19 protein-coding genes are annotated in these 26,489 nt (G+C 62.9%); 15 read left to right on the top strand and 4 right to left on the bottom strand.

All coding sequences use genetic code 11. From position 1 onward, the window contains the following. The first annotated feature begins 15 nt into the window (after nt 1-15). From ACIK7D_RS03085 to ACIK7D_RS03020, 14 genes are all read left to right on the top strand, one after another. Complete coding sequence (locus ACIK7D_RS03085; protein ID WP_400155588.1) at nt 16-3,825, top strand: glycoside hydrolase/phage tail family protein; 3,810 nt, start codon at nt 16-18, stop codon at nt 3,823-3,825. 34 nt (nt 3,826-3,859) lie between these two features. Further along, a complete protein-coding gene (locus ACIK7D_RS03080) occupies nt 3,860-4,066 on the top strand; it encodes a hypothetical protein (RefSeq protein ID WP_400155587.1) in 207 nt (68 codons plus the stop codon). A gap of 137 nt (nt 4,067-4,203) precedes the next feature. After that, nucleotides 4,204-4,458 (top strand): hypothetical protein, encoded by a 255-nt coding sequence (locus ACIK7D_RS03075; protein WP_003497070.1) that lies wholly within the window; start codon nt 4,204-4,206, stop codon nt 4,456-4,458. 94 nt (nt 4,459-4,552) lie between these two features. Continuing rightward, nucleotides 4,553-5,224, top strand: coding sequence for a response regulator transcription factor (locus tag ACIK7D_RS03070; RefSeq protein ID WP_003509815.1), 672 nt, complete (start codon nt 4,553-4,555; stop codon nt 5,222-5,224). Further along, a complete protein-coding gene (locus tag ACIK7D_RS03065) occupies nt 5,214-6,614 on the top strand; it encodes a HAMP domain-containing sensor histidine kinase (RefSeq protein ID WP_003521230.1) in 1,401 nt (466 codons plus the stop codon). Before ACIK7D_RS03070 ends, ACIK7D_RS03065 begins: the two co-directional genes overlap by 11 nt. A 105-nt stretch (nt 6,615-6,719) precedes the next feature. After that, entirely contained in the window at nt 6,720-7,148 is a 429-nt protein-coding gene (locus tag ACIK7D_RS03060) for a membrane protein (RefSeq protein WP_031233367.1), read from the top strand. A 160-nt stretch (nt 7,149-7,308) separates the two neighbouring features. Next, entirely contained in the window at nt 7,309-8,472 is a 1,164-nt protein-coding gene (gene ccmI, locus ACIK7D_RS03055; RefSeq protein ID WP_400155586.1) for a c-type cytochrome biogenesis protein CcmI, read from the top strand. Next, nucleotides 8,469-8,981, top strand: coding sequence for a cytochrome c maturation protein CcmE (gene ccmE, locus ACIK7D_RS03050; protein ID WP_020808640.1), 513 nt, complete (start codon nt 8,469-8,471; stop codon nt 8,979-8,981). Before ccmI ends, ccmE begins: the two co-directional genes overlap by 4 nt. Beyond that, nucleotides 8,978-10,969, top strand: coding sequence for a heme lyase CcmF/NrfE family subunit (locus ACIK7D_RS03045; protein ID WP_400155585.1), 1,992 nt, complete (start codon nt 8,978-8,980; stop codon nt 10,967-10,969). Before ccmE ends, ACIK7D_RS03045 begins: the two co-directional genes overlap by 4 nt. A gap of 26 nt (nt 10,970-10,995) precedes the next feature. After that, on the top strand, nt 10,996-11,463 hold the full coding sequence (locus tag ACIK7D_RS03040; RefSeq protein ID WP_400156004.1) for a cytochrome c-type biogenesis protein CcmH: 468 nt from the start codon (nt 10,996-10,998) through the stop codon (nt 11,461-11,463). 156 nt (nt 11,464-11,619) lie between these two features. Next, complete coding sequence (locus ACIK7D_RS03035; protein ID WP_080817358.1) at nt 11,620-13,173, top strand: Do family serine endopeptidase; 1,554 nt, start codon at nt 11,620-11,622, stop codon at nt 13,171-13,173. 300 nt (nt 13,174-13,473) lie between these two features. After that, nucleotides 13,474-14,232, top strand: a complete 759-nt coding sequence (locus tag ACIK7D_RS03030) for a response regulator transcription factor (protein WP_269314511.1) — start codon at nt 13,474-13,476, stop codon at nt 14,230-14,232. A 9-nt stretch (nt 14,233-14,241) separates the two neighbouring features. Further along, nucleotides 14,242-15,651 (top strand): sensor histidine kinase, encoded by a 1,410-nt coding sequence (locus ACIK7D_RS03025; RefSeq protein ID WP_400156003.1) that lies wholly within the window; start codon nt 14,242-14,244, stop codon nt 15,649-15,651. 172 nt (nt 15,652-15,823) lie between these two features. Then, nucleotides 15,824-16,249 (top strand): thiol-disulfide oxidoreductase DCC family protein, encoded by a 426-nt coding sequence (locus ACIK7D_RS03020; RefSeq protein WP_137003153.1) that lies wholly within the window; start codon nt 15,824-15,826, stop codon nt 16,247-16,249. 117 nt (nt 16,250-16,366) lie between these two features. On the opposite strand, the gene ACIK7D_RS03015 is transcribed toward ACIK7D_RS03020, so the two are convergent. Next, nucleotides 16,367-17,230 (bottom strand): MipA/OmpV family protein, encoded by an 864-nt coding sequence (locus ACIK7D_RS03015; protein WP_400155584.1) that lies wholly within the window; start codon nt 17,228-17,230, stop codon nt 16,367-16,369. Between the two features lie 287 nt (nt 17,231-17,517). On the opposite strand from ACIK7D_RS03015, the gene ACIK7D_RS03010 reads away from it, so the two are divergent. Further along, nucleotides 17,518-20,487, top strand: coding sequence for a bifunctional [glutamine synthetase] adenylyltransferase/[glutamine synthetase]-adenylyl-L-tyrosine phosphorylase (locus tag ACIK7D_RS03010; protein ID WP_400155583.1), 2,970 nt, complete (start codon nt 17,518-17,520; stop codon nt 20,485-20,487). Between the two features lie 215 nt (nt 20,488-20,702). Here the strand turns inward: ACIK7D_RS03010 and ACIK7D_RS03005 are convergent, their stop codons facing one another. The 3 genes from ACIK7D_RS03005 to pepN form a co-directional block, all read right to left on the bottom strand. Further along, complete coding sequence (locus ACIK7D_RS03005; protein WP_174023923.1) at nt 20,703-23,039, bottom strand: PAS domain-containing sensor histidine kinase; 2,337 nt, start codon at nt 23,037-23,039, stop codon at nt 20,703-20,705. 237 nt (nt 23,040-23,276) lie between these two features. Further along, nucleotides 23,277-23,597, bottom strand: a complete 321-nt coding sequence (locus ACIK7D_RS03000; RefSeq protein WP_080818773.1) for a carboxymuconolactone decarboxylase family protein — start codon at nt 23,595-23,597, stop codon at nt 23,277-23,279. A gap of 130 nt (nt 23,598-23,727) precedes the next feature. Continuing rightward, nucleotides 23,728-26,376 (bottom strand): aminopeptidase N, encoded by a 2,649-nt coding sequence (gene pepN, locus ACIK7D_RS02995; protein ID WP_400155582.1) that lies wholly within the window; start codon nt 26,374-26,376, stop codon nt 23,728-23,730. Between the last annotated feature and the right edge of the window lie 113 nt (nt 26,377-26,489).

The following is a 26,489-nucleotide window of genomic DNA, read 5'->3' as shown; positions in this document are numbered from 1 at the left end:
TTTTTCGAGGCAAGAATGGCGACAATCGTTTTTCAGGCAGCGGGCGCGGCACTCGGCGGCATTTTCGGTCCTTTGGGCGCCGTGATCGGCCGGGCGGCCGGGGCGCTGGCGGGCAATGCCATCGACCGCACGCTGCTCTCGAACGGACGAACGGTAACGGGCGCGCGGCTCTCCACGGCACGCATTCCGGGGGCGGATGAGGGAGCGGCGATCAACCGGCTTTACGGCGCAGCACAGATCGGCGGCACGCTGATCTGGGCGACACGTTTCGAAGAAAGGGTGGAGGTGGAGCGGCGCGGCGGCAAGGGCAATCGCGGCCCGAAAGTGGAGACATTTCGGTATTTCGCAAGCTTTGCCATCGGCCTGTGCGAAGGCGAGGCGGCAAGGGTGCGGCGCGTCTGGGCCGATGGGCGGGAACTGGACCTGAGTGCCGTGGAGATGCGCTTTTATCCCGGCAGCGAGACGCAATTGCCCGACCCGCTGATCGAGGCGAAGCAGGGGGCGGGCAATGCGCTGGCCTTTCGCGGGCTGGCCTATGTGGTGTTCGAACGCCTGCCGCTCGACGGTTTCGGCAACCGCATTCCGCTCATGCAGTTCGAAGTGGTGCGGCCGGTCGGCCGGCTGGAAAAATCCATCCGCGCCATCACCGTCATTCCGGGCGCCACCGAGCACGGTTACGCCACTGCGCAGGTTTCCGAAAGGACGGGGATCGGCCAAAGCCGCATCATGAACCGCAACGGCCTGATCGCTTCGACCGACTGGCAGGCGGCAATCGACGAGTTGCTGGATCTGTGCCCCAATCTTGAGAGTGTGGCGCTGGTGGTGAGCTGGTTCGGCACGGATATGCGGGCGGGGGAATGCCGCATTCTGCCGGGCGTGGAAGTGGCCGGCCGGGATGGGGAAACCACGCCATGGTCCGTCGCCGGCCTGTCGCGCGATGAGGCGCATCCTGTCAGCCATCATGGCGGCGGCCCGGCCTATGGCGGCACGCCGAACGACGAAAGCGTGTTGCAGGCGATAGCCGATCTCAGGGCGCGCGGCCTTCGGGTGTGCCTTTACCCCTTCGTGATGATGGATGTTCCCATCGGTAATGGTCTGCCGGACCCCTATGGCAAAGGCGAGCAGGACGCCTATGCCTGGCGCGGGCGCATCACCTGCTTTCCCGCACCCGGCAGGGCCGGCTCTGCTGATCGCAGCGCGGGCGCACGGGCGCAGGTTTCCACCTTCTGCAACCGCGATGAAGGCTATCGCCGCATGGTGCTGCACTATGCGGCGCTGGCGGCCCGGGCGGCCCAGGCTGGGGGAGTGGATGCCTTCCTGATCGGCTCGGAGCTGCGCGGGTTGACAGCGCTCAGGGACGAGAACGATGCCTTTCCCTTTGTCGGGGAATTGCTGCGGCTGGCGGGCGATGTGCGGGCGATATTGGGGCCGGCGGTGAAGCTGACCTATGCGGCGGACTGGAGCGAATATTTCGGCCACCAGCCGGCGGACGGCTCGGGCGACGTGTTCTTCCATCTCGATCCGCTCTGGGCGAGCCCGAATATCGACGCCATCGGTATCGACAACTACATGCCGCTTTCCGACTGGCGCGACGAGGATGCCGCAAACGGCAATCCGGACGGCATGACCGGCCCGGACGATGCCGAAGGTTTCCGCCGCGCCATTACGGCGGGAGAGGGTTTCGACTGGTATTATGCCAGCGATGCGGACCGCGCCGCGCGGCGGCGCACGCCGATTACCGACGGGCTGAAGGGCAAGCCGTGGGTGTTCCGTTACAAGGACTTGCGCAACTGGTGGGGAAACCTCCATTTCGACCGGGTGCGGGGAACAGAGAAAACCACGCCGACGGCATGGACGCCGCGCTCGAAACCCATCTGGTTCACCGAACTCGGCTGCCCGGCGGTGGACAAGAGCGCGACGCGCCCCAATGTCTTTCCCGATCCAAAATCGGCGGAAAACGCCTTTCCCTATTTTTCCCGCCGCAACCGCGCCGACAGCCAGCAGCGACGGTTTCTGGAGGCGCATCTCGACCATTGGGGAAAGGGCGATGCGGCGATGGTCGATGCAAACCGGGTCTATCTGTGGACCTGGGATGCACGGCCTTTCCCTGCCTTTCCGCAGAATGGCGCGGCTTGGAGCGATGGCGGCAACTGGCGCACCGGCCACTGGCTGAACGGTAGGCTGGGAACGGCCACACTTGCCGATACCATCGCCGCCATCCTCACCGATCACGGCTTTTCCGACTTCGATGTTTCCGCGGTCAGCGGCGATCTGGGAGGTTATGTGCAGGGCGACGTGACCTCGGCCCGCAACCTCTTGGAGCCGCTGATGGCGGCGTTTCAGGTGGATGTGGCGGAAGATGGCGGAACACTGCGTTTCCGCTCCCGCAATACGGCGGTCTTGCCGGTGCGGGATATTGCCGTGCTGGCAGATCTGGAGGACGAGCCGCTCTGGTCGGAAAATCGCGGCCATGACAGCGATTTCGCCGCTGAAGCCGTGCTGACGTCTTTCAACCCGGCGCTGGACTACGAGCAGGCAAGCGCAAGGTCCCGCCGCATCGACAATGCCGGTAGCCGGGTGATGCGGCTCGATCTTAACGCTGCCCTGCCTGCGGAAACGGCGGAAGCCGCCGTCGAGGCGTTGTTGCGCGACAACCGGCAGGCGCGGCGCAGCCTGCGCTTTGCTCTGCCGCCTTGCGATATCGCGCTTGAACCGGGTGATTGTATCCGCCTGCCGGAAGGGGCTTTTCCGCAGGCGCCGGCAGGGCGGTTTCTGGTTAGCCGGATCGAGGACGGCGCGGTGCGGCAGGTGGAGGCGCGGGCCTTTTCCGCTGCCTTTCCGGTCTTTGCCGGCGGCGCGGAGGAACGGCGCAGCAGCGGGACAAGCGGAGCCGAAGGTTTCGCGCCCGAAGTGCTGTTTCTCGATCTGCCCTACCATGACGGCACCGCGCCGGAGGATTCGGCGCGGATTGCGGCGCTTGCAAAGCCCTGGCGGCCAATCATCATTTCCGCGTCGCCGGGCAGGGAAGGTTACCGGCAGCGCGTGCTGCTGGACCGGCCGGCGATGATCGGCGCGCTGGCAATGCCGCTGACATCGGGCCCTTCCGGCCGCTTCGACCGGAAAAACATCGTTGTCGTCGATCTGCCCTTCGGCGAGGTATCGTCGGCCGGGGAGCTTTCGGTGCTGAACGGCGAGAACCGTCTCGCCATCAAGGCGGCGAACGGCGTGTGGGAAATCGTCGCCTTTGCAAAGGCCGAGGAAATCGCCGCCGCACGCTGGCGGCTCTCCTCTCTCCTGCGGGGGCTCGCCGGCACGGAAGACGCGCTCGCCGCGGGCGCGCCGAAAGGTGCGCCGGTGGTGGTTCTGGATGCGGCGGTGCAGCCGCTCGGTCTTGCCGCCAGCGAGCGCGGGCGTCGCCTGAACTGGATTGCGGAAGCCGCCGGAATGGCGCGCGCGCCGAGCGGTCCTTTTGCCTTCGAGGGCGGCCTGCGGGCGCTGACACCGCTCGCGCCGGTGCATCTTGCCGCCGAGCGGCGCGGCGACGGCGTTTTCGTCAGGTGGAAACGCCGGGGCCGGGTGGAGGCCGACGGCTGGGATGCGAGCGACATCCCGCTGGACGAGCCTTTCGAGCTTTATCGCATCGAGGTGCTGGACGGCGAGACCGTGCGGCGCATGGCGGAGGTTTCGCAACCCTTCTGGTTTTACCCAGCCGCGGACGAACTCACAGATTTCCCGGCATTGCGGGATCACATTTCCGTGCGTGTCCGAATGCTCGGCCGCGCGGTGCCCCCGGGCGTGGTGGCTGAGGCCACCCTCCCGATCTGACATGTGCCTGAAAAACAACGCAAAGGATGAGACTATGGACAGCACCAAAGCATGGTATCAATCGCGCACGATCTGGGGCGCCCTGGTCGCGGTTTTCGCACCGCTTTTCAGCATCGCCGGCCTTGATCTGCCCGCCGGTCTGCAAGGAGAACTTGCGGACGGGCGGGTGACGGTTGCGGGCGGAATCGGTGGTCTGGTCGCACTTTACGGCCGCCTTTCCGCGACTAGCGCCATTCGCTGACAGCGCCCGCGACCACGCCGTTCCCGCCTTGCGCCCATGCGGCGGGGGCGGCATTCATTTGCCATTCAGACGCTTTGCGCTACATATTCGGTCACAATACGGTTCGAGACGCACCCGGTTTTTTGGAAGTTTGTAGAATGGCATCACCTCTCATCATCGCGACGCTTGCAGCCGGGCTTTCCGGTTTCACGGCGCCCGAGGCTGATCTGCAGGGCCATTACATTCTGGCGGCGAGCGATTGCGGCGCAGCCGTCGCCCGCGTCGTGCGCGAAACCGGCGGTCAGCTGCTTTCGGTCTATCCTTCCGGTGACGGTCAGTCCTGTGTCGTCACCGTTCTCGTCCAGGGCAATGGCGAACGCCCGCGCAAGGTGACGATGCGCGTGCCGATGTAGCTTGCCCGCATCGCCGAAATATCGGAAAACAATCCGACACATTTAGCATGACCGGCGGCGCGCCTGCGGGCCGGGATACAGGAAAGGGCGGACAATGCGTATTCTCGTTGTTGAGGACGATGCCAATCTCAATCGTCAGCTGACCGATGCGCTGAAAGAAGCCGGTTATGTCGTCGATCAGGCATTCGACGGCGAGGAAGGCCATTATCTCGGCGATACCGAGCCCTATGACGCCATCGTTCTCGATATCGGCCTGCCGCAGCTGGACGGCATCACCGTCGTTGAAAAATGGCGTGCGGCCGGCAAGGCCATGCCGGTGCTCATCCTCACCGCCCGCGACCGCTGGAGCGACAAGGTTGCCGGCATCGACGCCGGTGCCGATGATTACGTGACCAAGCCCTTCCATGTGGAAGAAGTGCTTGCCCGCGTGCGCGCGCTTATCCGCCGCGCCGCCGGCCACGCCTCTTCCGAACTGGTGTGCGGACCGGTCCGGCTCGACACCAAATCTTCCAAAGCCACCGTCAACGGCACGACGCTGAAGCTCACCTCGCACGAGTTCCGGCTGCTATCCTATCTCATGCACCACATGGGCGAGGTCGTCTCGCGCACGGAGCTGGTCGAACACATGTACGATCAGGATTTCGACCGCGATTCAAACACCATCGAGGTGTTTGTCGGCCGTCTGCGCAAGAAGCTCGGGGTTGATCTGATCGAGACGATCCGTGGTCTCGGTTACCGGATGCAAGCGCCGGCAGATGCGAAGTAATTCCCTCACCGCCCGCGTTCTGCTGCTCGCCTCGCTCTGGTCGGTGCTGGCGCTGGTGGTGATCGCCGTCGTGATCTCGACGCTTTACCGGCAGGGGGTGGAGCGCAGCTTCACCGATCTTCTGAGGGCGCAGCTTTATAACGTCATCAATTCCGTGACGATTTCCAACGAGAATACGCTGGCCGGCAGCCCGCAGCTCGGCGATCTGCGCTTTTCGCAGCCCGATACCGGCTGGTACTGGGTTGTCGAGCCGCTCGGCAATTTCCAGACCGCGCCACTGGTGTCGTCGTCGCTCGGCGTTTCCACCCTGCCGGTGCCGAGCATTCTCGATGCGCCTTTCGACAACCGCTATGAGCGCTTTTATGCCGTCACCGACGAGGCGGGCAATCAGGTGCGCGTGGCGGAAACCGAAGTCGTGCTGGATGGCGAAGGGCGCGCCGCGCGTTTCCGTGTCTCCGGCAATCTGAACGTCGTTGAAGACGATGTGCGCGATTTCTCCAACAGCCTTTATTTGGCGCTCGCCGTCTTCGGTGTCGGCAGTCTCGTCGTCAACGGCCTTGCCATTCTATACAGTCTGCGGCCGCTCGATCAGGCTCGCGTGGCGCTCGGCAAGATCAGGGGCGGGGAGGCGGAAAGCCTCGAAGGCGAATTCCCGCGTGAAATCCAGCCGCTCGCCAATGAGGTCAATGCGCTGATCGACAGCAATCGCCGCCTCGTGGAGCGCGCCCGCATGCAGGTCGGCAATCTCGCGCATTCGCTGAAGACGCCGATCGCCGTTCTTCTGAACGAGGCCCGCACGCTGGAGCCGCAGCACGGCGATCTGGTGCGGGCGCAGGCCGACGCCATGCAGGCGCAGGTGCAATCCTATCTCTCCCGCGCCCGCATCGCCGCCCAGCGCGGCTCGATCCTTGCCCGCGTGGAAGCGGAGCCGGCGCTGGAACGGCTCGTGCGGGTAATGCGCCGCCTGAACCCCGACAAGCAGTTCGTGCTGAATTTCGAGCAACCCGGCGCGGTGCTCGGCATGGAGCAGCAGGATCTGGAAGAGGTCGTCGGCAATCTTCTCGAAAATGCCGCGCGTTTTGCGCAAACGCGTGTGGTCATCACGCTTGCGACCGGCACGCACCCATCCTCCGATGCGGAAATTGCCCGTCGCTCCTGGGTGGAGCTGACGGTGGAAGACGACGGGCCGGGGCTTGAGCCGGAACAGATCAGCGAAGCGATGAAGCGCGGGCGGCGGCTGGACGAGAGCCGGCCGGGCACGGGCCTCGGATTGTCGATCGTTTCCGAGGTGGTGTCAGAGTACCATGGCCGCTTTTCGCTGTCGCGCAGCGCCATCGGCGGCCTGAAAGCCGATCTGATTTTGCCGGGCCTCTCGAAAGAGCTTGCGTGAGGCAAGAAAAAAGGCAAGAAATTCAATGGCGATATATTAGGTGCAATGCGGTAGGAAAGAGGACAGGGTTTGGTTGACGTGTATGATGGCTGCCGCTCCGTGACAATGCGTTCGCTGGTGTCACGCCCGGCACTTCTCTCGATCCTGTGCGTATCGATGCTGAGCGCCTGCACCACCACGGGCACCCGCCCGGCGGGCGGCGGCCTGTTCGGTCGCTCTGCGCAGCCTTCGACGCCGTTCCTTGCCAATCTGGAAGGCGGCATTGTCGGGCGAAGCGGCGTGCAGCTCGACAGGGGTGACCAGACCAAGGCGCTGGAAGCCGAATACAAGGCGCTGGAAACGGCCCCAGTCGGCACGCCTGTGTCGTGGACCGGCGATGACGCCAAGGGGCAGGTGGTCGCCAATGCGCCCTATCAGGTCGGCAACCAGAATTGCCGGCAATATTCGCACACCCTGACGGTCGACGGACGCGAAACCAGGGCGCGTGGTGCGGCCTGCCGCAATGCCGATGGAAGCTGGTCGCCGCTGACGTAACCAGTTTGACGTAAATCAAGGACACGGGCCTTTTGCGATGACAAGAAAAGGCATGGCGGTGCAGCCGGGAGATGGCCTACGGTGCGGCGTGATGTCTCAAATTCACGTCATCCCCGCGCTTCATGTTTCCATGTGCCGCGCATTCGAGTAATTGAGCCTTATGTTCTGGATTGTCGTTGCGATATTGACGGCGGCTGTCGCCATCGTCCTGATGTACCCGCTGATGCGGAAGACCGAGGCGCCGCAGACGCGCCGCGACGGTGAGGTCGCCGTTTATCGCGATCAGCTCGCCGAACTGGACCGCGAACGCGCCGCCGGCCTCATCGGCGACACCGAGGCGGATTATGCCCGCGCCGAAATCGGCCGCCGGCTTCTCACCGCCGCCGAAGCGGAAGAGCAATCCGGCAAAGAAACCCGGCCGCGCCGGCACAATCTCGCCGCCAGCCTCATTACGGTTCTGTTGCCCGCGCTCGGTCTCTGTCTTTACATCTGGAACGGCAGTCCTGAGGTGCCGGACATGCCGCTCGAGGCGCGTCTTGAAAAGCCCGGCAACGACATGAACCTGCTGGTCGCCCGGGCGGAACGGCATCTGGCGCAGAACCCGGAGGACGGCGCCGGCTGGGATATCCTCGCGCCGATCTATTTCAAGACATTGCGGCTTGGCGATGCCGAGCTTGCCTATCGCAATGCGCTTCGTATTCTGGGACCGAGCCCGGAACGGCTGACGGGCCTTGGCGAAACGCTGGTGGCCGGCAATGACGGCATCGTCATCGAGGCCGCGCGGGATGCGTTTGCGCAGGCCGAAGAGCTGAAGCCCGGCAATCCGCGCGCCCGTTTCTATCTGGCGCTGTCGCTGGAACAGGCCGGCAAGGCCGAGGAAGCGCGCGCCGCCTTCACAGCGCTGGCGGCCGATGCACCGGCCGGTGCGCCGTGGCTGCCGCTGGTGCGCGAACATATAGCCCGGACCGGCGGCGCGGCGACCCCTGCCGCACCCGGCCCGACCGCTGAGGACATGGCGGCGGCAAAAGACATGACGGCGACCGACCGGCAGGCAATGATCGAGGGCATGGTGGCGAGCCTCGACGCCAAGCTGAAGGAAAACCCGGCCGATTTTGAAGGGTGGATGCGTCTCGTTCGCGCCTATTCCGTGCTGAAGAACGAAGCCAAGGCCGGAGAAGCGCTGCGGGCGGGGCTGAGGGCCTTCCCGCCGGAGGGCGAGCAGGGCAGGCAGCTTCTGGCGCTGGCGAAGGAACTGGGCGTTTCGGCCGGACCGATCCGCATGAACGGGCAGCAGGATGCCGCGCCGCAGGGAGTGACGCAATGACCCGCAAACAGAAACGCCTGGCGATCATCGGCGGCGGCATGAGCTTCATCGTTGCAGCCGTGCTGCTGGTAATGTTCGCCTTCGGCCAGTCCATCGCCTATTTCTACATGCCGGCCGATCTGGAGAAGACCCCTGTCAATCCCGGCACCCGCATCCGCCTCGGCGGGCTGGTGGCGGAAGGCTCGATCAAGCGCGGCGAGGGCCGCACGGTGAGCTTCACGGTGACCGACGGTGAAGCGAACGTGCCGGTCAGCTATACCGGCATCCTGCCCGATCTTTTCCGCGAAGGGCAGGGCGTGGTGACCGAAGGCATGTTCGATGCCGCGACCCACGGTTTCGTGGCCGACAGCGTTCTGGCCAAGCACGACGAAAACTACATGCCCAAGGAAGTGGCCGACCGGCTGAAGGACAAGGGCCTGTGGCAGCATGCCGGAGACGGCGAGGAACCAGCCGCCGCAACGCCAGCGGCCAGCGCACCTTCTTCCGACAAGACCGGAGCGACCAGATGATCAACGAGATCGGCCATTATGTTCTGGTTCTGGCGCTCGGTGTGGGGCTGATCGTCTCGACGCTGCCGGTCATCGGCGCGCGCCGCAACGACCGGGCGCTGATGGATGTCGCCTCGCTCGGCTCGGTCCTGATGTTCCTGCTGGTCGCCTTCTCCTTCGCGGCGCTGACGCGGGCTTATGCCGTCTCGGATTTTTCCGTGCGCAATGTCTGGGAAAACTCGCATTCGCTGATGCCGATGATCTACAAGCTGACCGGCGTTTGGGGCAACCACGAAGGCTCCATGCTGCTGTGGCTGCTCATCCTGGTGTTTTTCAGCGCGCTCGTCGCCGCCTTCGGCCGTAACCTGCCGGAAACGCTCAAAGCCAATGTGCTTGCGGTGCAGGCATGGATTTCGGTCGCCTTCCTGCTGTTCATCCTGCTCACCTCCAATCCGTTCCTGCGGCTGGAGCCGGTGCCGGCGGAGGGGCAGGACCTCAATCCCATTCTTCAGGATTTCGGCCTCGCCATCCATCCGCCGCTGCTCTATCTCGGTTATGTCGGCTTTTCCGTCTGCTTCTCCTTTGCCGTTGCGGCGCTGTTGGAAGGACGCATCGACGCCGCCTGGGCGCGCTGGGTGCGGCCATGGACACTCGCCGCATGGACCTTCCTGACCGCCGGCATCTCCATGGGTTCCTACTGGGCCTATTACGAACTCGGCTGGGGCGGCTGGTGGTTCTGGGACCCGGTGGAAAACGCTTCCTTCATGCCATGGCTTGCCGGCACCGCGCTGCTGCATTCGGCGCTCGTCATGGAAAAGCGCGAGGCGCTGAAGATCTGGACCGTGCTTCTGGCGATCATGACCTTTTCGCTGTCGCTGCTCGGCACCTTCCTCGTCCGCTCCGGCGTGCTGACCTCGGTCCATGCTTTCGCCACCGATCCGAGCCGCGGCATCTTCATTCTCGGCATTCTGACCGTCTTCATCGGCGGCGCCTTCGCGTTTTTCGCATGGCGTGCACCTTCCCTGAAGGCCGGCGGCCTGTTTGCGCCGATCTCGCGCGAAGGGTCGCTGGTCCTCAACAACCTCATCCTGACGGTATCGACCGCGACCGTGCTGATCGGCACGCTCTATCCGCTCATTCTGGAAACGCTGACGGGCGAAAAAATTTCGGTCGGTGCGCCTTTCTTCAATCTTACGTTCGGCCTGCTGATGATCCCGATCCTGATCGTCACGCCTTTCGGGCCGATGCTCGCCTGGAAGCGCGGCGATCTTCTCGGAGCCTTCCAGCGGCTTTATGTGGCGGCAGCGCTTGCGGCCCTTGCCGGACTGACGCTCTGGTACATTGAAAATGGCGGTCCGGTGCTGGCCGCACTCGGCATCGCTGCCGGTTTCTGGCTGATCTTCGGCGCTTTCGCCGATCTCTGGTATCGCGCCAATTTCGGCAAGCTCGCCTTCGGTATTGCGTTTCGTCGCCTGAAGGGCCTGCCGCGTTCGGCCTTCGGCACGGCGCTGGCGCATACGGGGCTTGGCATCACCGTACTCGGCATCGTCATCGTCACCACTTTCGAGACCGAGACGGTCTTGGAAATGAAAGAGGGCATGGCGGCGGAAGCGGGCGGTTACAGCCTGACCTTCGATGGCGTCCGCCACGCCGTCGGCCCGAATTTCACCGAAGATCGCGGCCATTTCACCGTGCGCAAGGCGGGGGTGGAGGTGGCCGACGTCTGGTCGTCCAAGCGGCTCTATACCGCGCGGCGCATGCCGACAACGGAAGCCGGCATCCTGACCTTCGGCCTCAGCCAGCTTTATGTTTCGCTGGGTGACCCCATGGCCGATGGCGGCATGGTGGTGCGCATCTGGTGGAAACCCTTCATCCTGTGCATCTGGGGCGGCACGCTGTTCATGATGGCGGGCGGTTTCATCTCGCTCTCGGACAGGCGTTTGCGGGTCGGAGCGCCGAATCGCAAGGCGAAACCGGTGCGGGCTGCAATGCCGGAGGCGGCGGAATGAGTGTGGCCTTGTTCTGGGGAACAGGAATGAGGGAGAGGGTGGCAAGGCTTGCTCTTCTTCTCACCCTCATCTTCGCTGCAGCCTCTCCGGCCTTCGCCTTCAATCCGGATGAAGTCCTCAAAGACCCCGTGCTGGAGCAGCGCGCCCGCAATCTCACGTCTCAGCTCCGCTGCATGGTCTGCCAGAACCAGTCCATCGATGACAGCAATGCCGAACTGGCGCGCGACCTGCGGGTTCTGGTGCGCGAACGGCTGGTCGAGGGCGACAGCGACAAGGCCGTCATCGATTATGTCGTGTCGCGTTATGGCGAGTTCGTGCTCCTGAAACCGCGCCTCAGCCTGCGCACCGTGCTTTTGTGGGGTGCGCCCATCGGTCTCACCCTTGCGGGAATTTTCGCCGTCTTTATCTTTTCGCGCCGCCGCGCAAGTCAGGAACAGCCGCAGAAACTGAGCGCGGACGAAGAGATGAGAATTCGCAATCTCATTGAAAAATAACCGGTTTTCATTTTTCTCCCCGGTTCTTTTTCAACATTACGGATTTTTCATTCGTCAGACACTTCGCCGTAAGGTGTCGCCTCCTATATCTTCATCATCCACCGCTTCTCCCCCGGTCAAACGGGCTCCAGTCTGAATGAAGAAAGAAGGTACACCATGTCTCATTCGCAAAAAGGCCATTCCTCGCTGAAGACGGCTTTGAAGGCCACGACCGTTGGCGGCCTTGCGGCGCTGATGCTTTCCACCGGCATCGCCGCACCGATCCTCCATTCGTTTGCCGCCCCCGTCGAGGTGAATGCGCCGCAGGTTCCGAGCTTCGCCAATGTGGTCGATGCGGTGTCGCCCGCCGTCGTCTCCGTTCGCGTGCAGTCGAACGTACAGCCCGCTTCCGATGATAGCAGCAATTTCTCCTTCAATTTCGGCGGCCGTGGCCTCGACCAGCTTCCGGACGACCATCCGCTGAAGCGCTTCTTCAAGGAATTCGGCGGCCCCAATCAGGACCGCTCCGACCGTGGCCCGAACCGCCACCGTGACGGCAAGGGTCCGCTGCGCCCCGTCGCTCAGGGCTCCGGCTTCTTCATTTCCGAAGACGGTTACATCGTCACCAACAACCACGTCGTCGATGACGGCTCCGCCTATACGATCGTGATGAATGACGGCACCGAACTCGAAGCCAAGCTCGTCGGCCGCGATCCGCGCACCGATCTGGCACTGCTGAAGGTCGATGTGAACCGCAAGTTCACCTATGTCAAATTTGCCGATGACAGCAAGATCCGCGTCGGTGACTGGGTCGTCGCCGTCGGCAACCCCTTCGGTCTCGGCGGTACGGTGACCTCGGGCATCATCTCCGCCCGTGGCCGCGATATCGGCTCCGGCCCCTATGACGACTACCTGCAGATCGACGCTGCCGTGAACCGTGGCAACTCCGGTGGCCCCGCTTTCAACCTCAACGGCGAAGTCGTCGGCATCAACACCGCCATCTTCTCGCCTTCCGGCGGCAATGTCGGCATCGCCTTCGCCATTCCGGCCTCGGTCGCCAAGGACGTGATCGCCGACCTGCAGAAGGACGGTAAGGTCGAACGCGGCTGGCTCGGCGTGCAGATCCAGCCCGTCAGCAAGGATATCGCTGAATCGCTCGGCCTTTCCGAAGCCAGCGGCGCGCTCGTCGTTTCGCCGCAGGCCGGCTCGCCGGGCGACAAGGCCGGTATCAAGCAGGGCGACATCATCACCGCCGTCAATGGCGAGCCCGTCAAGGATGCCCGCGACCTGTCGCGCCGCATCGGCGGCATGGCGCCCAACACCAAGGTTGAAATCTCGCTGTGGCGTGGCGGCAAGTCGCAGCCTGTCACGGTGACGCTCGGCGATCTCGCCAGCGACGATGCTTCCAAGGCGACACCGAGCCAGAACGACGACAAGGGCGGCCAGTCCTCCAGCGAGAAGGTGCTCTCCAGCCTCGGCCTGACGGTTGCGCCCGCCGATGACGGCAATGGCCTTGCCATCACCGATGTCGACCCCGACAGCGATGCCGCTGCCCGTGGCCTGAAGACGGGTGAGAAGATCACCTCGGTCAACAACCAGCAGGTGGCCTCCGCCGCCGATATCGAGAAGATCCTCGAACAGGCCAAGAAGGACGGACGCTCCAAGGCGCTGTTCCAGATCCAGACGGACGATGGCAGCCGCTTCATCGCTCTGGATATCGACCAGGGTTGATAACTCGAATGGCGATGCCGGTTCTTTCGGGAGCCGGCGTCGCATCCCGCTCCTGAGACGGGCGGCTGGGTACGGCAGGGCGTTGCGGCCCTTTTCTTCTCCCCGGCGGGGAGAAGGTGGCCCGAAGGGTCGGATGAGGGGGTAACCTCCCGGTAAATCTCTGGCCTTGCCCCTTCATCCCGCTGCCGCGACCTTCTCCCCGGGCGGGGAGAAGAAACAAGCGGCGCCCGCCTGATCCATAGGCGATTGTTCCGCCTGGAAGCGCGATGGTGCTCAAGGCCGATCTTCGGAGGAAATTCCATGGAAAACAAGGTTCAGGAAGTCTCTCCCGCATCTGTTTCCGGTTGTGCGGAAAAGGGCGAGGGCGCTATTGTCCCGCACATGAAGATTCTTGTCATTGAAGACGACCTCGAGGCTGCGGCCTATATGACCAAGGCGTTCCGCGAAGCCGGGATCGTCGCCGACCATGCGAGCGACGGTGAGAGCGGCCTGTTCATGGGCTGCGAGAACGCTTACGACGTGATGGTGATCGACCGCATGTTGCCGCGCCGCGACGGACTTTCCGTCATCAGCGAGCTGCGCCGCCGCGGCATCGAGACGCCGGTTCTGATCCTTTCCGCGCTGGGGCAGGTGGATGACCGCGTCACCGGCCTGCGCGCCGGCGGTGACGATTATCTGCCGAAACCCTATGCCTTTTCCGAATTGCTCGCCCGCATCGAGGTACTGGGCCGCCGAAAGGGCAAGCCCGAGCAGGACATGATCTACCGGGTCGGCGATCTCGAACTCGACCGGCTCTCCCACGATGTCCGCCGGGGCGGCAAGGAAATCCTGCTGCAGCCGCGCGAATTCCGCCTGCTCGAATATCTGATGAAGAATGCCGGTCAGGTCGTGACCCGTACCATGCTTCTGGAAAATGTCTGGGACTATCATTTCGACCCGCAGACCAATGTCATCGACGTGCATGTCTCCCGCCTGCGCTCGAAGATCGAGAAGGATTTCGAGAAGCCGCTGCTGAAGACCATTCGCGGCGCTGGCTACATGATGAAGGACGAGGGCTGATTGGCGAAAATGGCCCGCCTCAGAATAGTGTTCCGGTCGACAGCGGTGCGCCTTTCGGCGCTCTATATCCTGCTGTTTGCGCTCTGCGCCGCCTTCCTGGTCTTCTATGTCACCGCCCTTTCCGAACGGCTGCTGAACCAGCAGACGCGTGACGCCGTCTTGCAGGAAGTTTCGGATGTGCAGCGCATCTATAATCGCGGCGGCATCAACCCGCTGCTGCGGATGATGGAACGCCGCGCCCGCCAGCCCGGGGCGAGCCTTTACGTCATCGCCGGGCCGAATGGCGAAATCCTTGCCGGCAACGTCGCTTCGGTGCAGCCGGGCGTTTTCGACAAGGAAGGCTGGACCGGTTTTCCTTTCCGTTACGAGCGTTACTCCGAAAGCGGCGACAGCGTGCAGCATCTGGCCACCGCCAATGTCTTCATGCTGGACAATGGCCTGCGCATCCTGATCGGCCGCGACCTCGGCGAACCCACCAAGTTCCGGGCGCTGGTGCGCAATGCGCTGATGGTGGCGCTCGCCATCATGGGCGGCGGCGCGCTGCTCATCTGGTTCGGCATCGGCCGCAACGCGCTGAAACGCATCGACCGCATGTCGGCGGCGACCAAGAAGATCATGGCCGGCGACCTTTCGCAGCGCCTGCCGCAGGGCCGCTCCGGCGACGAATTCGACCGCCTGTCCGGCTCGCTCAACGCCATGCTCGGCCGTATCGAAAAGCTGAATGAAGGCCTGCGGCAGGTCTCCGACAATATCGCCCATGATCTGAAGACGCCGCTGACGCGGCTGCGCAACAAGGCCGCCGCAGCCCTTGACGACAATGACGAGACGAAACGGCGCGCAGCGCTTGAAGGCATCATCGCCGAATCCGACCAGCTTATCCGCACCTTCAACGCGCTGCTGATGATTTCCCGCGTCGAGGCAGGCTCAATTGCCGCCGAAATGACCGATGTGGATGTCTCGGCGATTGCCGCCGACAGCGCCGAACTCTACGAGCCGGTGGCCGAGGATGCGGGGCTTGCGCTGGAGGCCGAAATAGAGGCCGACCTTTCGGTAAAGGGCAACCGCGAGCTGATCGGCCAGGCGCTCTCCAACCTCATCGACAACGCCATGAAATATGCCTGCGAGGGCGAAGGCGACAAAAAGCTCGTTGTGCGTCTGGCAAGGCAGCCGGAGGCCATCGTGCTCTCCGTCGCCGATAACGGCCCCGGCATTCCCGCCGACAAACGCGGCGAGGTGCTGAAACGCTTCGTCAGGCTGGATGAAAGCCGCTCAAAACCCGGAACCGGGCTCGGCCTGTCGCTGGTGGAGGCCGTGATGGAGCTGCATGGCGGATCGCTGATGCTGGCGGACACGGATGCCACAAATACCGGCTGCCCGGGGCTGACCGTTTCGATGGTGTTTCCCGTCTCGAAGGCTTAGGCATTGCGGCTGGCGATGACGTTCACCAGGATTTGTGCGCAAAGTATTCTTCATCCGGAAAATGACTGTTTTCAAGATTGTATTGCAGGATGATCTGAAGAATAGTCCGATTGATTGACTGCAATGGCTCTGTTCGGAAATCGCGTGCGATGGACGAAAGGATGTGTGACGGGTGGCAGCTACGGTTCCCTTGACCGACGACGGGCACGGCCCGATCATTCTGTTCGATGCGGAATGTGTGCTGTGCTCCGTGAATGCGCAATTCGTGCTGCGGCATGACAGGGCCGGACATTTCCGCCTCGCATCCATGCAGGGCGATATCGGCGCGGAGATTTACCGACGTTGCGGCATGGACCCGAAAGATCCGGTCAGCATGCTGGTCGTGGAGGGCGGTAGGGTGCGGCAGGACAGCGATGCCGTGCTTAGCATATATGAAGCGCTGGGCATGCCCTGGCGGCTGATCACCATATTACGCATCGTTCCCGCATTCCTGCGCGATCCCGTTTATCGCTTTGTCGCCCGCAATCGCTACCGCTGGTTCGGAAAACGCGAGGAATGCTGGGTGGCGCCGCCGGAATACCGGGACAGGATACTCTAAGCATCGCGGCCCCGATGAAACGCCTTGCGGCGTTTCATCGGGTGAGGAGGCGTGAGGGCAGGGACGCCTCTCCTCAGGCGCGCGCATCCGTCGCCGCACGTCGCTCCTGCTCGTAGCTCAGAACGTATAAGCGACGCCCACCATCGCAAACGGCTGAATATCCTTCTTCGACAGGGGGCTGTCCTTGGCATCGCCCAGCAGGAAACCGACGCCGCCGGTGCCCGTGATCGACCAGTTCTCAGTCATAAGGTAAGTGACGGAGGCGCTGGCGTCGACGCGCTTGAAGCCCGATTTCGCGTCGAAGCGGCGCAGGCCCGAGCGGGCGGACTGGGCCGAGGTGACGCCGAAATAGGATTTCATGTGCTTGTCGTCCGCCCAGGTGGCGGAGAGGTCGGCGCCCAGGACAAACTGGTCAACCTTGTGCGAGACGCTGGCGCCGACGGTCGCGGTCAGGCCTTCGCTGCCGTCGATGGTCTTGTCCACCTTGGCGTAGATTTCGAAGGGGTCCGCGCCATAGGCGATGACGCCGCCGACCACGCCGGCCGCCTTGATATCGCCCATTCCGCGCAGGTTTTTCCTGTCGTCCTTTTCCTTGCGCCCGGCTTCCCAGCCGCCCTTTACACCCAGCCTGAAGCCGTTGTGGTTCAAGAGGTTGACGGTGACGCCGCTGAAATCGATGCTCAGTGTATCTCCATACGCGACGGAAACCAGCGGCACGGCGCCTGCTTCCAGCTTGTCCGAACCCTCATATTTCGGGGCGTAGGCAGCACCGACACCGAGCGTAATCTTCCAGTCGCTGGAGCTGCTGTAGCGGGCATTGTCGAAATTGCCCTGCGGATCGGCCACCCGGTCCGATTTGCCGATATCGGCGGCAAAAACGGGTGTGCAGACGGCCTGCGCCATGGGCAGCGCCGTCAGGCAAAGGGCCATCGCGCGCAGGTTCTTTTGCAATTTCGCTGTAAAAATCTGTTTCATGATCATATCCGTTGCAACACCGAGCGTTGGAAAACCGGGGAGTCGGGTTTCGTTGAGGCTGACGCTACGCGGGCACAATTGCGGAGACATTACGGGGTACGGCGCTTTGGAAAACATCGCCATCGGCGGTTTTATGATCGCAAAGCGGCCTGCATTTGTTACAACGCCAGATGCATGCGCCGGGAGGATTCTAAGAGGTGCGGCGGCAGGGATGTTTCGGGTGCGGCGCATCCGGTCCTGAAAGCCGCATGTCAGGGAACGGCGATAGGATAGTCGTAAGAGGGAGAGACACAGTGACGAAACGGGAAACCGCCGAAAGGCGGCTGAGCGAGGTTCTGCCGGGCGTGATCCGCCCCTATACGCAGACGGAACTGAAATCCGTTCTTTCGACGCTGAAGGATATCGGCAAAAGCGAGCCGGCGGTGGCCGCGCTGCTTGCCGGGGAAAGCCTGCTGAAGGATTTTATCGCCGCGGCCTTCACGCTGTCCCCCTATCTGCGTGACATGGCGTCTGCGGATGAGGGGCTTTTGTCGCTGGCGATGTCGAAACCGCTCGAGCCGCTGCTGGCGGGTCTCGTCCATGAGGCGCGCGATTGCTGGAAGCCGGGCGAAGAAGGCGGGGTGCCGAGCGAAAACGAGGTGATGTCGCGGCTGAGGGTAGCCAAGCGGCGGCTCTCTTTCATCGCAGCACTTGCCGATCTGGCGCGCATCTTCACCGCGGGCGATACGACACGCTGGCTGAGCGACATGGCGGATGCATCGCTTTCCGCCGCCATCGATCACCTGCTGCTATCAGCCCATGAGAGCGGCAAGCTGAAGCTGAAGAATGTCGCAGCCCCAAGCGACGGGTCGGGCCTCATCGTGCTCGGCATGGGCAAGCTCGGCGCGCGCGAACTGAACTATTCTTCCGATATCGACGCGGTGGTGTTCTTCGAACCCTCAGCCGGCATCATGGACGATCCCTATGATGCGACGGAGAATTTCGGCCGGATGATGCGCCGTCTCGTGCGCATCATGCAGGAGCGCACGGCCGATGGTTACGTCTTCCGCACCGATCTGCGGCTGCGGCCCGATCCCGGCTCGACGCCGCTCGCCATCCCCGTGGAAGCAGCGCTGCTTTATTATGAGGGCAGGGGCCAGAACTGGGAACGCGCCGCCTATATCAAGGCGCGGCCGGTAGCCGGCGATATCAAGGCGGGTGAGAATTTCCTGCGCGAGCTGACGCCCTTCATCTTCCGCAAATATCTCGATTACGCGGCGATTGCCGATATTCACTCCATCAAGCGGCAGATCCACGCCCATAAGGGCCATGGCGCGATTGCGGTGAAGGGCCACAATGTCAAGCTCGGGCGCGGCGGCATCCGCGAGATCGAATTCTTCGCGCAGACGCAGCAGCTTATCGCCGGCGGCCGCATGCCGGCGCTCAGGGTGCGCGCAACGCAGGAGGCGCTTGCGGCGCTGACCGAGGCGAAATGGATCGACGCCGAAACGCGCGACAGCCTGACGGAGGCCTATTGGTTCCTGCGCGAAGTGGAGCACCGCATCCAGATGGTGCGCGACGAGCAGACCCATGTGCTGCCCGACACCGAAGCCGAACTGAAGCGCATCGCCTTCATGCTCGGTTTCGAGGACACCAAAGCCTTTTCGGAAAAGCTGGAACAGGTGCTGCGGCTGGTGGAGCGGCGTTATTCGGCGCTGTTCGAGCAGGAGGTGAAGCTGTCAGGCGAGGCCGGCAATCTGGTCTTCACCGGCCAGAAGGACGATCCCGATACGTTAAAAACGCTCTCCACCCTCGGCTTCGAGCGGCCGGAGGATATTTCCCGCGTCATCCGCACCTGGCACAATGGCCGTTACCGGGCAACGCAATCGGTGGAGGCGCGCGAGCGGCTGACGGAGCTGACGCCGGACCTGCTCAGGGCCTTCGGTGAAAGTAAGCGGGCCGATGAGGCGCTGCTGCGTTTCGACAATTTCCTCTCCGGTCTGCCGGCCGGCATCCAGCTCTTTTCGCTGCTCGGCAACAACCCGGCGCTGCTCGACCTGCTGGTAACGATCATGTCGTCCGCACCGCGCCTTGCCGAAATCATCGCCGCCCGTCCGCATGTCTTCGACGGCATGCTTGACCCGGCATTGATGAGCGACGTACCGACGCGCGACTATCTCGCCCACCGTATGGGAAGCTTTCTCTCCAATGCCCGGCATTATGAGGATATTCTCGACCGGCTGCGCATTTTCGCCGCCGAACAGCGCTTCCTGATCGGCGTGCGGCTGCTGACCGGCGCAATCCGCGGCGAGGTGGCCGCCCGCGCTTTCACCCATCTTGCCGATCTTGTCATCGAGGCGGCGCTGAATGCGGTTCTGGCGGAGATGGAAGCGGCGCATGGGCTTTATCCCGGCGGGCGCGTGGCTGTCATGGGCATGGGCAAGCTCGGCTCCTTCGAGCTGACCGCCGGTTCGGATGTCGATCTTATCCTGCTCTACGACTACGACGATGCCGCCCATGAATCGACCGGCGCAAAACCGCTCGATGTCGTGCGTTATTTCACCCGCGTCACGCAAAGGCTGATTGCCGCGCTTTCCGCGCCGACGGCGGAGGGCGTGCTTTACGAAGTGGACATGCGGCTTCGCCCCTCCGGCAACAAGGGCCCGGTGGCGACCCGCATTTCCGCCTTTGAGAAATACCAGCGCGAGGAGGCCTGGACCTGGGAGCACATGGCGCTATCGCGCGCCCGCCTCATCTGCGGCGATGCCTCGCTGACGGAGGACGCGCGACGCATCATCGCCTCCATCCTGTCGCAAAAGCGCGATGTGGCCAAGGTCTCGGCCGATGTGCTGGAGATGCGCAGCCTGATCGAGCAGGAGAAGCCGCCGGAAAACAACTGGGATTTCAAGCTCATCAATGGCGGGCTGATCGATCTGGAATTCATCGCCCAATATCTGGCGCTGGTGGGGCCGGTGAAGGGGCTTGCGGTGCACGAACCGGGGCGCAACACGGCCGAGGCGCTGCAGGCGCTCGCTGCCCCGGTGATGGAGCGCCAAGCCTTTGATGATTGCATGGCGGCGATGGCGCTCTACACTGAAATCTCACAAATCGTGCGGCTGTGCATCGATGGCGCCTTCAACCCGAAGGAAGCGCCGGCGGGCCTCACCGATCTCGTTTGCCGGGCGGGGGACTGCCCTGACATTCCGACACTGGAGGGAGAGGTGAAGCGGCTGGCGAAAGCGGTGCGGAAGGCGTTTTTGGGGACGGTGAAGAATGGTGGGTGAGGCGATACCCCCCTCTGCCCTGCCGGGCATCTCCCCCTCAAGGGGGGAGATCGATTTGCGGCACTCTTCAGCCCATCTTTAACGTTGCGAATGAGCGAGCGTTAGCTCCCAGCTGATCTCCCCCCTTGAGGGGGAGATGCCCGGCAGGGCAGAGGGGGGTACTGCGCGCTCGGCCATTACTTTATTGCAGGACAGTCAGCGCATCCGACGCCAACTCAATGCACCGTCCCACAGCACCCCGCCGCATGCGGAATGATGATCGTCACCACCGTCCCACGGCCCTCACACGAGCGTATCTTCATCGTCCCGCCATGCAGCTTGACGAGCGAGCGGGAAATCGCAAGCCCGAGGCCGGAGCCGCCCTGGCTCTTGGCATATTGGCTCTGCACCTGTTCGAAAGGCTGGCCGATCTTGTTGAGCGCCTGGGCGGGAATGCCGATGCCGGTGTCTGCGATGGTGAGGATCATCGCGGCCTGATGCACATGGGTGCGCAGCGCGATGCGGCCGCCATCGCCGGTGAATTTCACGGCGTTGGAGAGCAGGTTGAGCATGATCTGCTTCATGGCGCGGCGGTCGCCCTGCATGGTCAGCCCGGCGCAGACCTTCTGCTGCACGGTGATGTTTTTCTGTTCAGCCTGAATGGCGGTCAGCCGCAGCGTCTCTTCGATCAGCGGCGCGAGATCGATGGTCTCGCGGTTGATGCGCATATGGCCCGCCTCGATCTTCGACATGTCGAGAATATCGTTGATGACGTTGAGCAGGTGTTTGCCGCTGTCGTGAATATCGCGGGCATATTCGGAATATTTCGGCGAGCCGACCGGTCCGAACATCTCGTTTTGCAGGATGTCGGAAAAGCCGAGGATGGCATTGAGCGGCGTGCGCAGCTCATGGCTCATATTGGCGAGGAATTCGGATTTCGCCCGGTTGGCGGCCTGCGCGCGTTCTTTTTCGGCGAGATAATTGGCGTTGGCGTCGGAAAGCTCGGTCTTCTGCCGTTCCAGCTTGTGCTGCGAGGCGGAGAGATCGCCGATGGTGGCCATCAGCCGGCGCTCGGAATCGCGCAGCCGTTCCTGATGGCGCTTCAGAAGGGTAATATCGGTGCCGACCGAGACGAGACCGCCATCGCGGGTGCGGCGTTCGTTGATCTGCAGCCAGCGGTCATCGGCAAGCTGCACTTCCGTGGTGCGCGACAGGCCGGACTGGTCCGGATCGGCAACGCGACGTTCAACGACGGGGCGAGCGGCTGCGGCATGGACGGTGCTTTTTTCCGTGCCTGCCACCAGCACGCTGTCCGGCAGACCATAGGCCTTCTGGTAATGGGTGTTGCACATCACCAGACGGTCGTTCTTGTCCCACAGGACGAAGGCTTCCGAGGTGGATTCGATGGCGTCGGCAAGGCGCTGGTCGGCTTCGGCGTAGCGTTGCGCAAGGCGGTGCTGTTCGGTGACATCCATGGCGATGCCGATGACGCGCGGGCCGTTATTGGTGCGGATGACCTGGGCGCGGGCGCGCAGCCAGACATAATGGCCCCTGGCATGGCGCATGCGGAAAATCTGATCGATCTGGCGCAGATTGCCGCAGCCGACGGCGCGGGCAAGCTCATAGAGGTTGCCGTCTTCGGAATGCATCATCCGGGCGGCGTCGGAAAAGGAAAGCGGTGCGGCCTTCGGCGGCAGCCCGAGAATTTCGTAAAGCGAACCGGACCAGAACATGCGCCGGGTGGAAAGATCGAAATCCCACAAGCCGCAGCGGCCGCGCGACAGCGCCGTTTCCACCCGCAGGTTGGATTCCGCGAAGATATCGTCGGCGTCGCGGGCGCGTTTCACCTGCATGTAATAGGCATAAAGCACGACCAGCAGGATCGAGGAGATGCCGGCAAACAGCGTCACATTCATGGCGATTTCGCTGCGCCAGAAGGAACGGATCGGCTGCAGCGAGCGGGCCGCGATCACCATCGCGCCATCGTCGCCGAAGGGGATCATCGTTGCATAATGCTGCTGGCCGTCAATATTGGTTTCGATGGTGCCGGGTGCGCCGGGGAAACGCTGCACGATGGCGATTTCGGGAAGCAAAGCCGGCAGCGACGTGCCGATATAAAGCATCGCTTCCTTACCAGCGCCGGCGAAAATGCGGCCATTGCTGCCCGAAAGAAGCACCATGGTACCGTCGGCAAGGCTGCCCGACGGCAGCGCCGCGACGAGGTTGGCTTCGGCGCGGGCGCGATCCTGCGCGGTGAAAACGGTATCGTTGTTGAGAAGGGCTGCTTTGGCCGTCAGCGCCGTCAGCGCCGTGGAATGGCGGGCGGCCTCTTCCATGCGGCTATATTCGGCGACGATGCCCAGCATGCGCGAGGCCGCGACGACGACGAGGAAGGCGAGGATGAGAATGGGAATGAGACGTTTCAGCAGGGTCTCGACCTGCGGCATCGGGCGGTCGGAGCCATTCATCAAACCCATCAGGTCGCTGGAAAGCCTTTCGCCCCAGGCCGCAAGATCAGAAAATTTGGCATACGGCCGCTCATCGCCCGCAGTCGCCCGCCGCACGTTCGTCATTGTCCCGCCTTCAAGATGTCCCCAGTGATTCGAAGCGCCGCCGCTCGAATATGACTAGTGAATCAAATGCGATTCGCCGTGTCCAGAGGCAAAAGTTAAAAGAAATTTAACCCCTTGAACCGACTCCGTATTTTTTCGGGACGGTCTGTTTCCGCTTTGGCGAAGGCGGGAATTATGAACGAAATCAGTGAGCCGGCAATCCGATCCGGTTGTTGCGGAACGCGGGAGAAACAGGCTTCATGCTCCGTCGAAGGCGTCAAGAGCGGGGCCAAGCGCGCTGATCACGCCATTGCCCGCCGCCGGAAGACCGGTCAGCACCGCGCTGATGATATCGTCGCGGCTTGCGCCCCGTACCTTGGCTTCCATCACGTGAAAGGCGAGGCCGCTTTCCAGACGCAGGGCGGCAAGAATGCCGATATAGATCAGGCTCTGTGTCTTCACATCGAGCGTGGACGCCGCCCCGAGACCCTGCACGGCCTGAAACCATGCCGCCTTGTGGGCCGGAGCATCGGTCATGAAGCGCTGAAACGAAGCGCTGGTCTTGGACATGTCCGTCATCTGAAATTCCTTTCCGGTCTCTTCAGCCGTTCCCGGCCTCTCGCGAACCATCATGTCGCGCAACGCAATACGCCGCCTTGATGGTGATCAAGACGGCGTATCGGCATTATCCGGAGTTTTGGCGGGGCGGTCAGCCCTTCAGGATGCGCCCGACGATGTCGCTCACATCCGTCGACAGCCCCTTGGCGTCGGCGATCGTCGAAAGCGCCGCCTTGGCGTGTTCGGCGCGGCTTGCCTCCAGCGATCGCCAGGAGCGCATGGATGTGAGAATGCGGGCGGCAAGCTGCGGATTGCGCTTGTCGATGGCGATGATCTGTTCCGCCAGGAACCGGTAGGCGGCGCCATCGGCACGGTGGAAGCCGGTGGGGTTGGCAAAGGCAAGCGTGCCGACGAGCGAGCGTACCCGGTTCGGGTTGGTGGCGATGAAATGTTTCGATTTCATCAGCGTCTTGATCCGGTCGAGCGCACCGTCGCCCGGAATGGCGGCCTGCAGCGAGAACCACTTGTCGAGCACCAGAGCATTGTCGGCAAAGCGCGTTTCGAAGGCGGCAAGCGCTTCCTTTGTTTCCGTGCTTTCCGGGAAACGCTGGGTCAGCACGCTGAGCGCATGCGCAAGATCGGTCATGTTGGTGGCGTCAGCAAAAGCCTTCGCCGCGCGGGCCGGCGTTTCCTCGGCAAAGGCGAGGAAGGTCAGCGCACCGTTGCGCAGCGAACGGCGTCCCGCACTTGCCGCATCCGGGCTATAGGCCTCGCCGTCAGCCGTGCTGTCGGCAAGCCGCCGCAGCGTTTCGAGCCCGGCCGTCGCAATGGCCTTGATGGTGGCGTTGCGCGCCTTGTGGATGGCGTCCGGATCGTTGTCGCCGCCCATTTCGCGAGCGATATCCGTTTCGCTCGGCAAGGCCAGCGCCTGCGCCCGGAAGGCGGGCTCAAGTGCGTCGTTGCCGATGATTTCGATGAGCGTTGCGGTCAGCTCCGCATCCGTTTGAACGTCCTTGCCATTCTGCACAGCCTTGGTGGCGGCAATCAGAGCCGGCAGGGCAAGATCGGTCAGCGCCTGGAAGCGCGCGAACATATCCGTCTCATGCCGGGCGATCTGCACCAGATCGGCCGCATTCTGTTCGAAATCCAGATTGATCGGCGCCGAGAAGCTGCGGTTTATCGACAGCACCGGCCGCGAGGAAATGCCGGAGAAGGAGAAGGTCTGGTTGCGTTCGGTCAGGTGCAGCACGCCGTCGCGATAGTCGCCGCCTTCGACGGCCTGTGGTTCGGCGATCTGGCCGTTATCGAGGATCAGCGCCAGCGACAGCGGAATATGACGCGGCTGTTTCACCGGCTGGCCGGGTGTCGGCGCGGTCGTCTGTTCCAGAGTGAGCTTGAATGTGGACTTGCCCGCATCATAAGCCGAGGAGACGGAGACGAGCGGCGTGCCCGCTTCGGTGTACCACAGCGAAAACTGCGAAAGGTCACGGCCGCTGGCGTCAGCGAAGCTCCTGACGAAATCCTCGACGGTTGCGGCTTCGCCGTCATGGCGCTCGAAATAGAGGTCCATGCCCTTCTTGAAGTCGTCCGCGCCGAGGATCGTGGCGATCATGCGGGTGACTTCGGCACCCTTTTCATAAACGGTCGTCGTGTAGAAATTGTTGATTTCGCGATAGGTGTCGGGGCGCGGCGGATGGGCCAGCGGGCCGGAATCCTCGGGAAACTGCTCCGATTTCAGGTGACGCACATCGGCAATGCGCTTGACCGGGCGCGAGCGCATGTCGGCGGAAAATTCCTGGTCGCGATAAACCGTCAGGCCTTCCTTCAGGCAGAGCTGGAACCAGTCGCGGCAGGTGATGCGGTTGCCCGTCCAGTTGTGGAAATATTCATGCGCGATGATGCGCTCGATATTGGCGTAATCCGCGTCGGAGGCGGTTTCCGGGTCGGCCAGCACGAATTTGTCGTTGAAGACGTTGAGACCCTTGTTCTCCATCGCCCCCATGTTGAAATCGGATACGGCGACGATCATGAAAATATCGAGGTCGTATTCGCGGCCGAAGCGCTCTTCGTCCCATTTCATCGAACGCTTCAGCGCGTCCATGGCATAGGCCGCACGCGGCTCCTTGCCATGCTCGACGTAAATCTTCAGCGCCACATCGCGGCCGGACATGGTGGTGAATGTGTCTTCGACCACGCCGAGATCGCCGGCGACAAGCGCGAAGAGATAGCTGGGCTTCGGATGCGGATCGAACCATGCCGCGAAGTGGCGGCCTTCATCGTAATTGCCGCCGCCGAGGAAATTGCCGTTCGAGAGCAGCAGGGGATTGTCTTCCTTCGCCGCGATGATCGTCACCGTATAGGGCGCCAGAACATCCGGCCGGTCGGGGAAATAGGTGATACGGCGGAAACCTTCCGCCTCGCATTGGGTGCAATAGACGCCATTGGTGCGATAAAGCCCCATCAGCTGCGTATTGACCTGCGGATTGATGTAATTGGTGACGCAGATTTCGAAGGGCGCCTCCGCCGGCAGGTCGCGGATGGTCAGGCTCTCCGGCGTCGCCTCATATTGACCGGCGGGAAGTTCCACCTGGTCGAGCAGCAGGCTGGAAAGCTTCAGCTCGTCGCCATCGAGAACCAGCGGCGCCTGCCGCTCAGCACCTTCGCGCCGGTGAAAGATCAGACGGGCTTCGACCTTGGTATTCTTGGGGTCGAGTTCGAAGGTGAGATCCACCCGCTCCAGAACGAAATCGGTGGGGCGGTAATCTGCCAGGTGAACGATCTGGCCCGTGTCTGTTCGCATGACTGTCCCTGAATAACTTTGCGTGGTCTTCCCGGCATCATGTCGTCATAAGGCCCGGATGTAAAATGGGTAGAATATTCGTCACGTTCATGTGCGCGTCGGAGGACGTTCTG

The sequence above is a fragment of the Agrobacterium sp. P15N1-A genome (assembly GCF_044626815.1).
In the GTDB taxonomy this organism is placed as follows: Bacteria; Pseudomonadota; Alphaproteobacteria; order Rhizobiales; family Rhizobiaceae; genus Agrobacterium; species Agrobacterium leguminum.
Note: the sequence above shows the minus strand (reverse complement) of the source record. Positions and strands in the feature narration are given on the sequence as shown.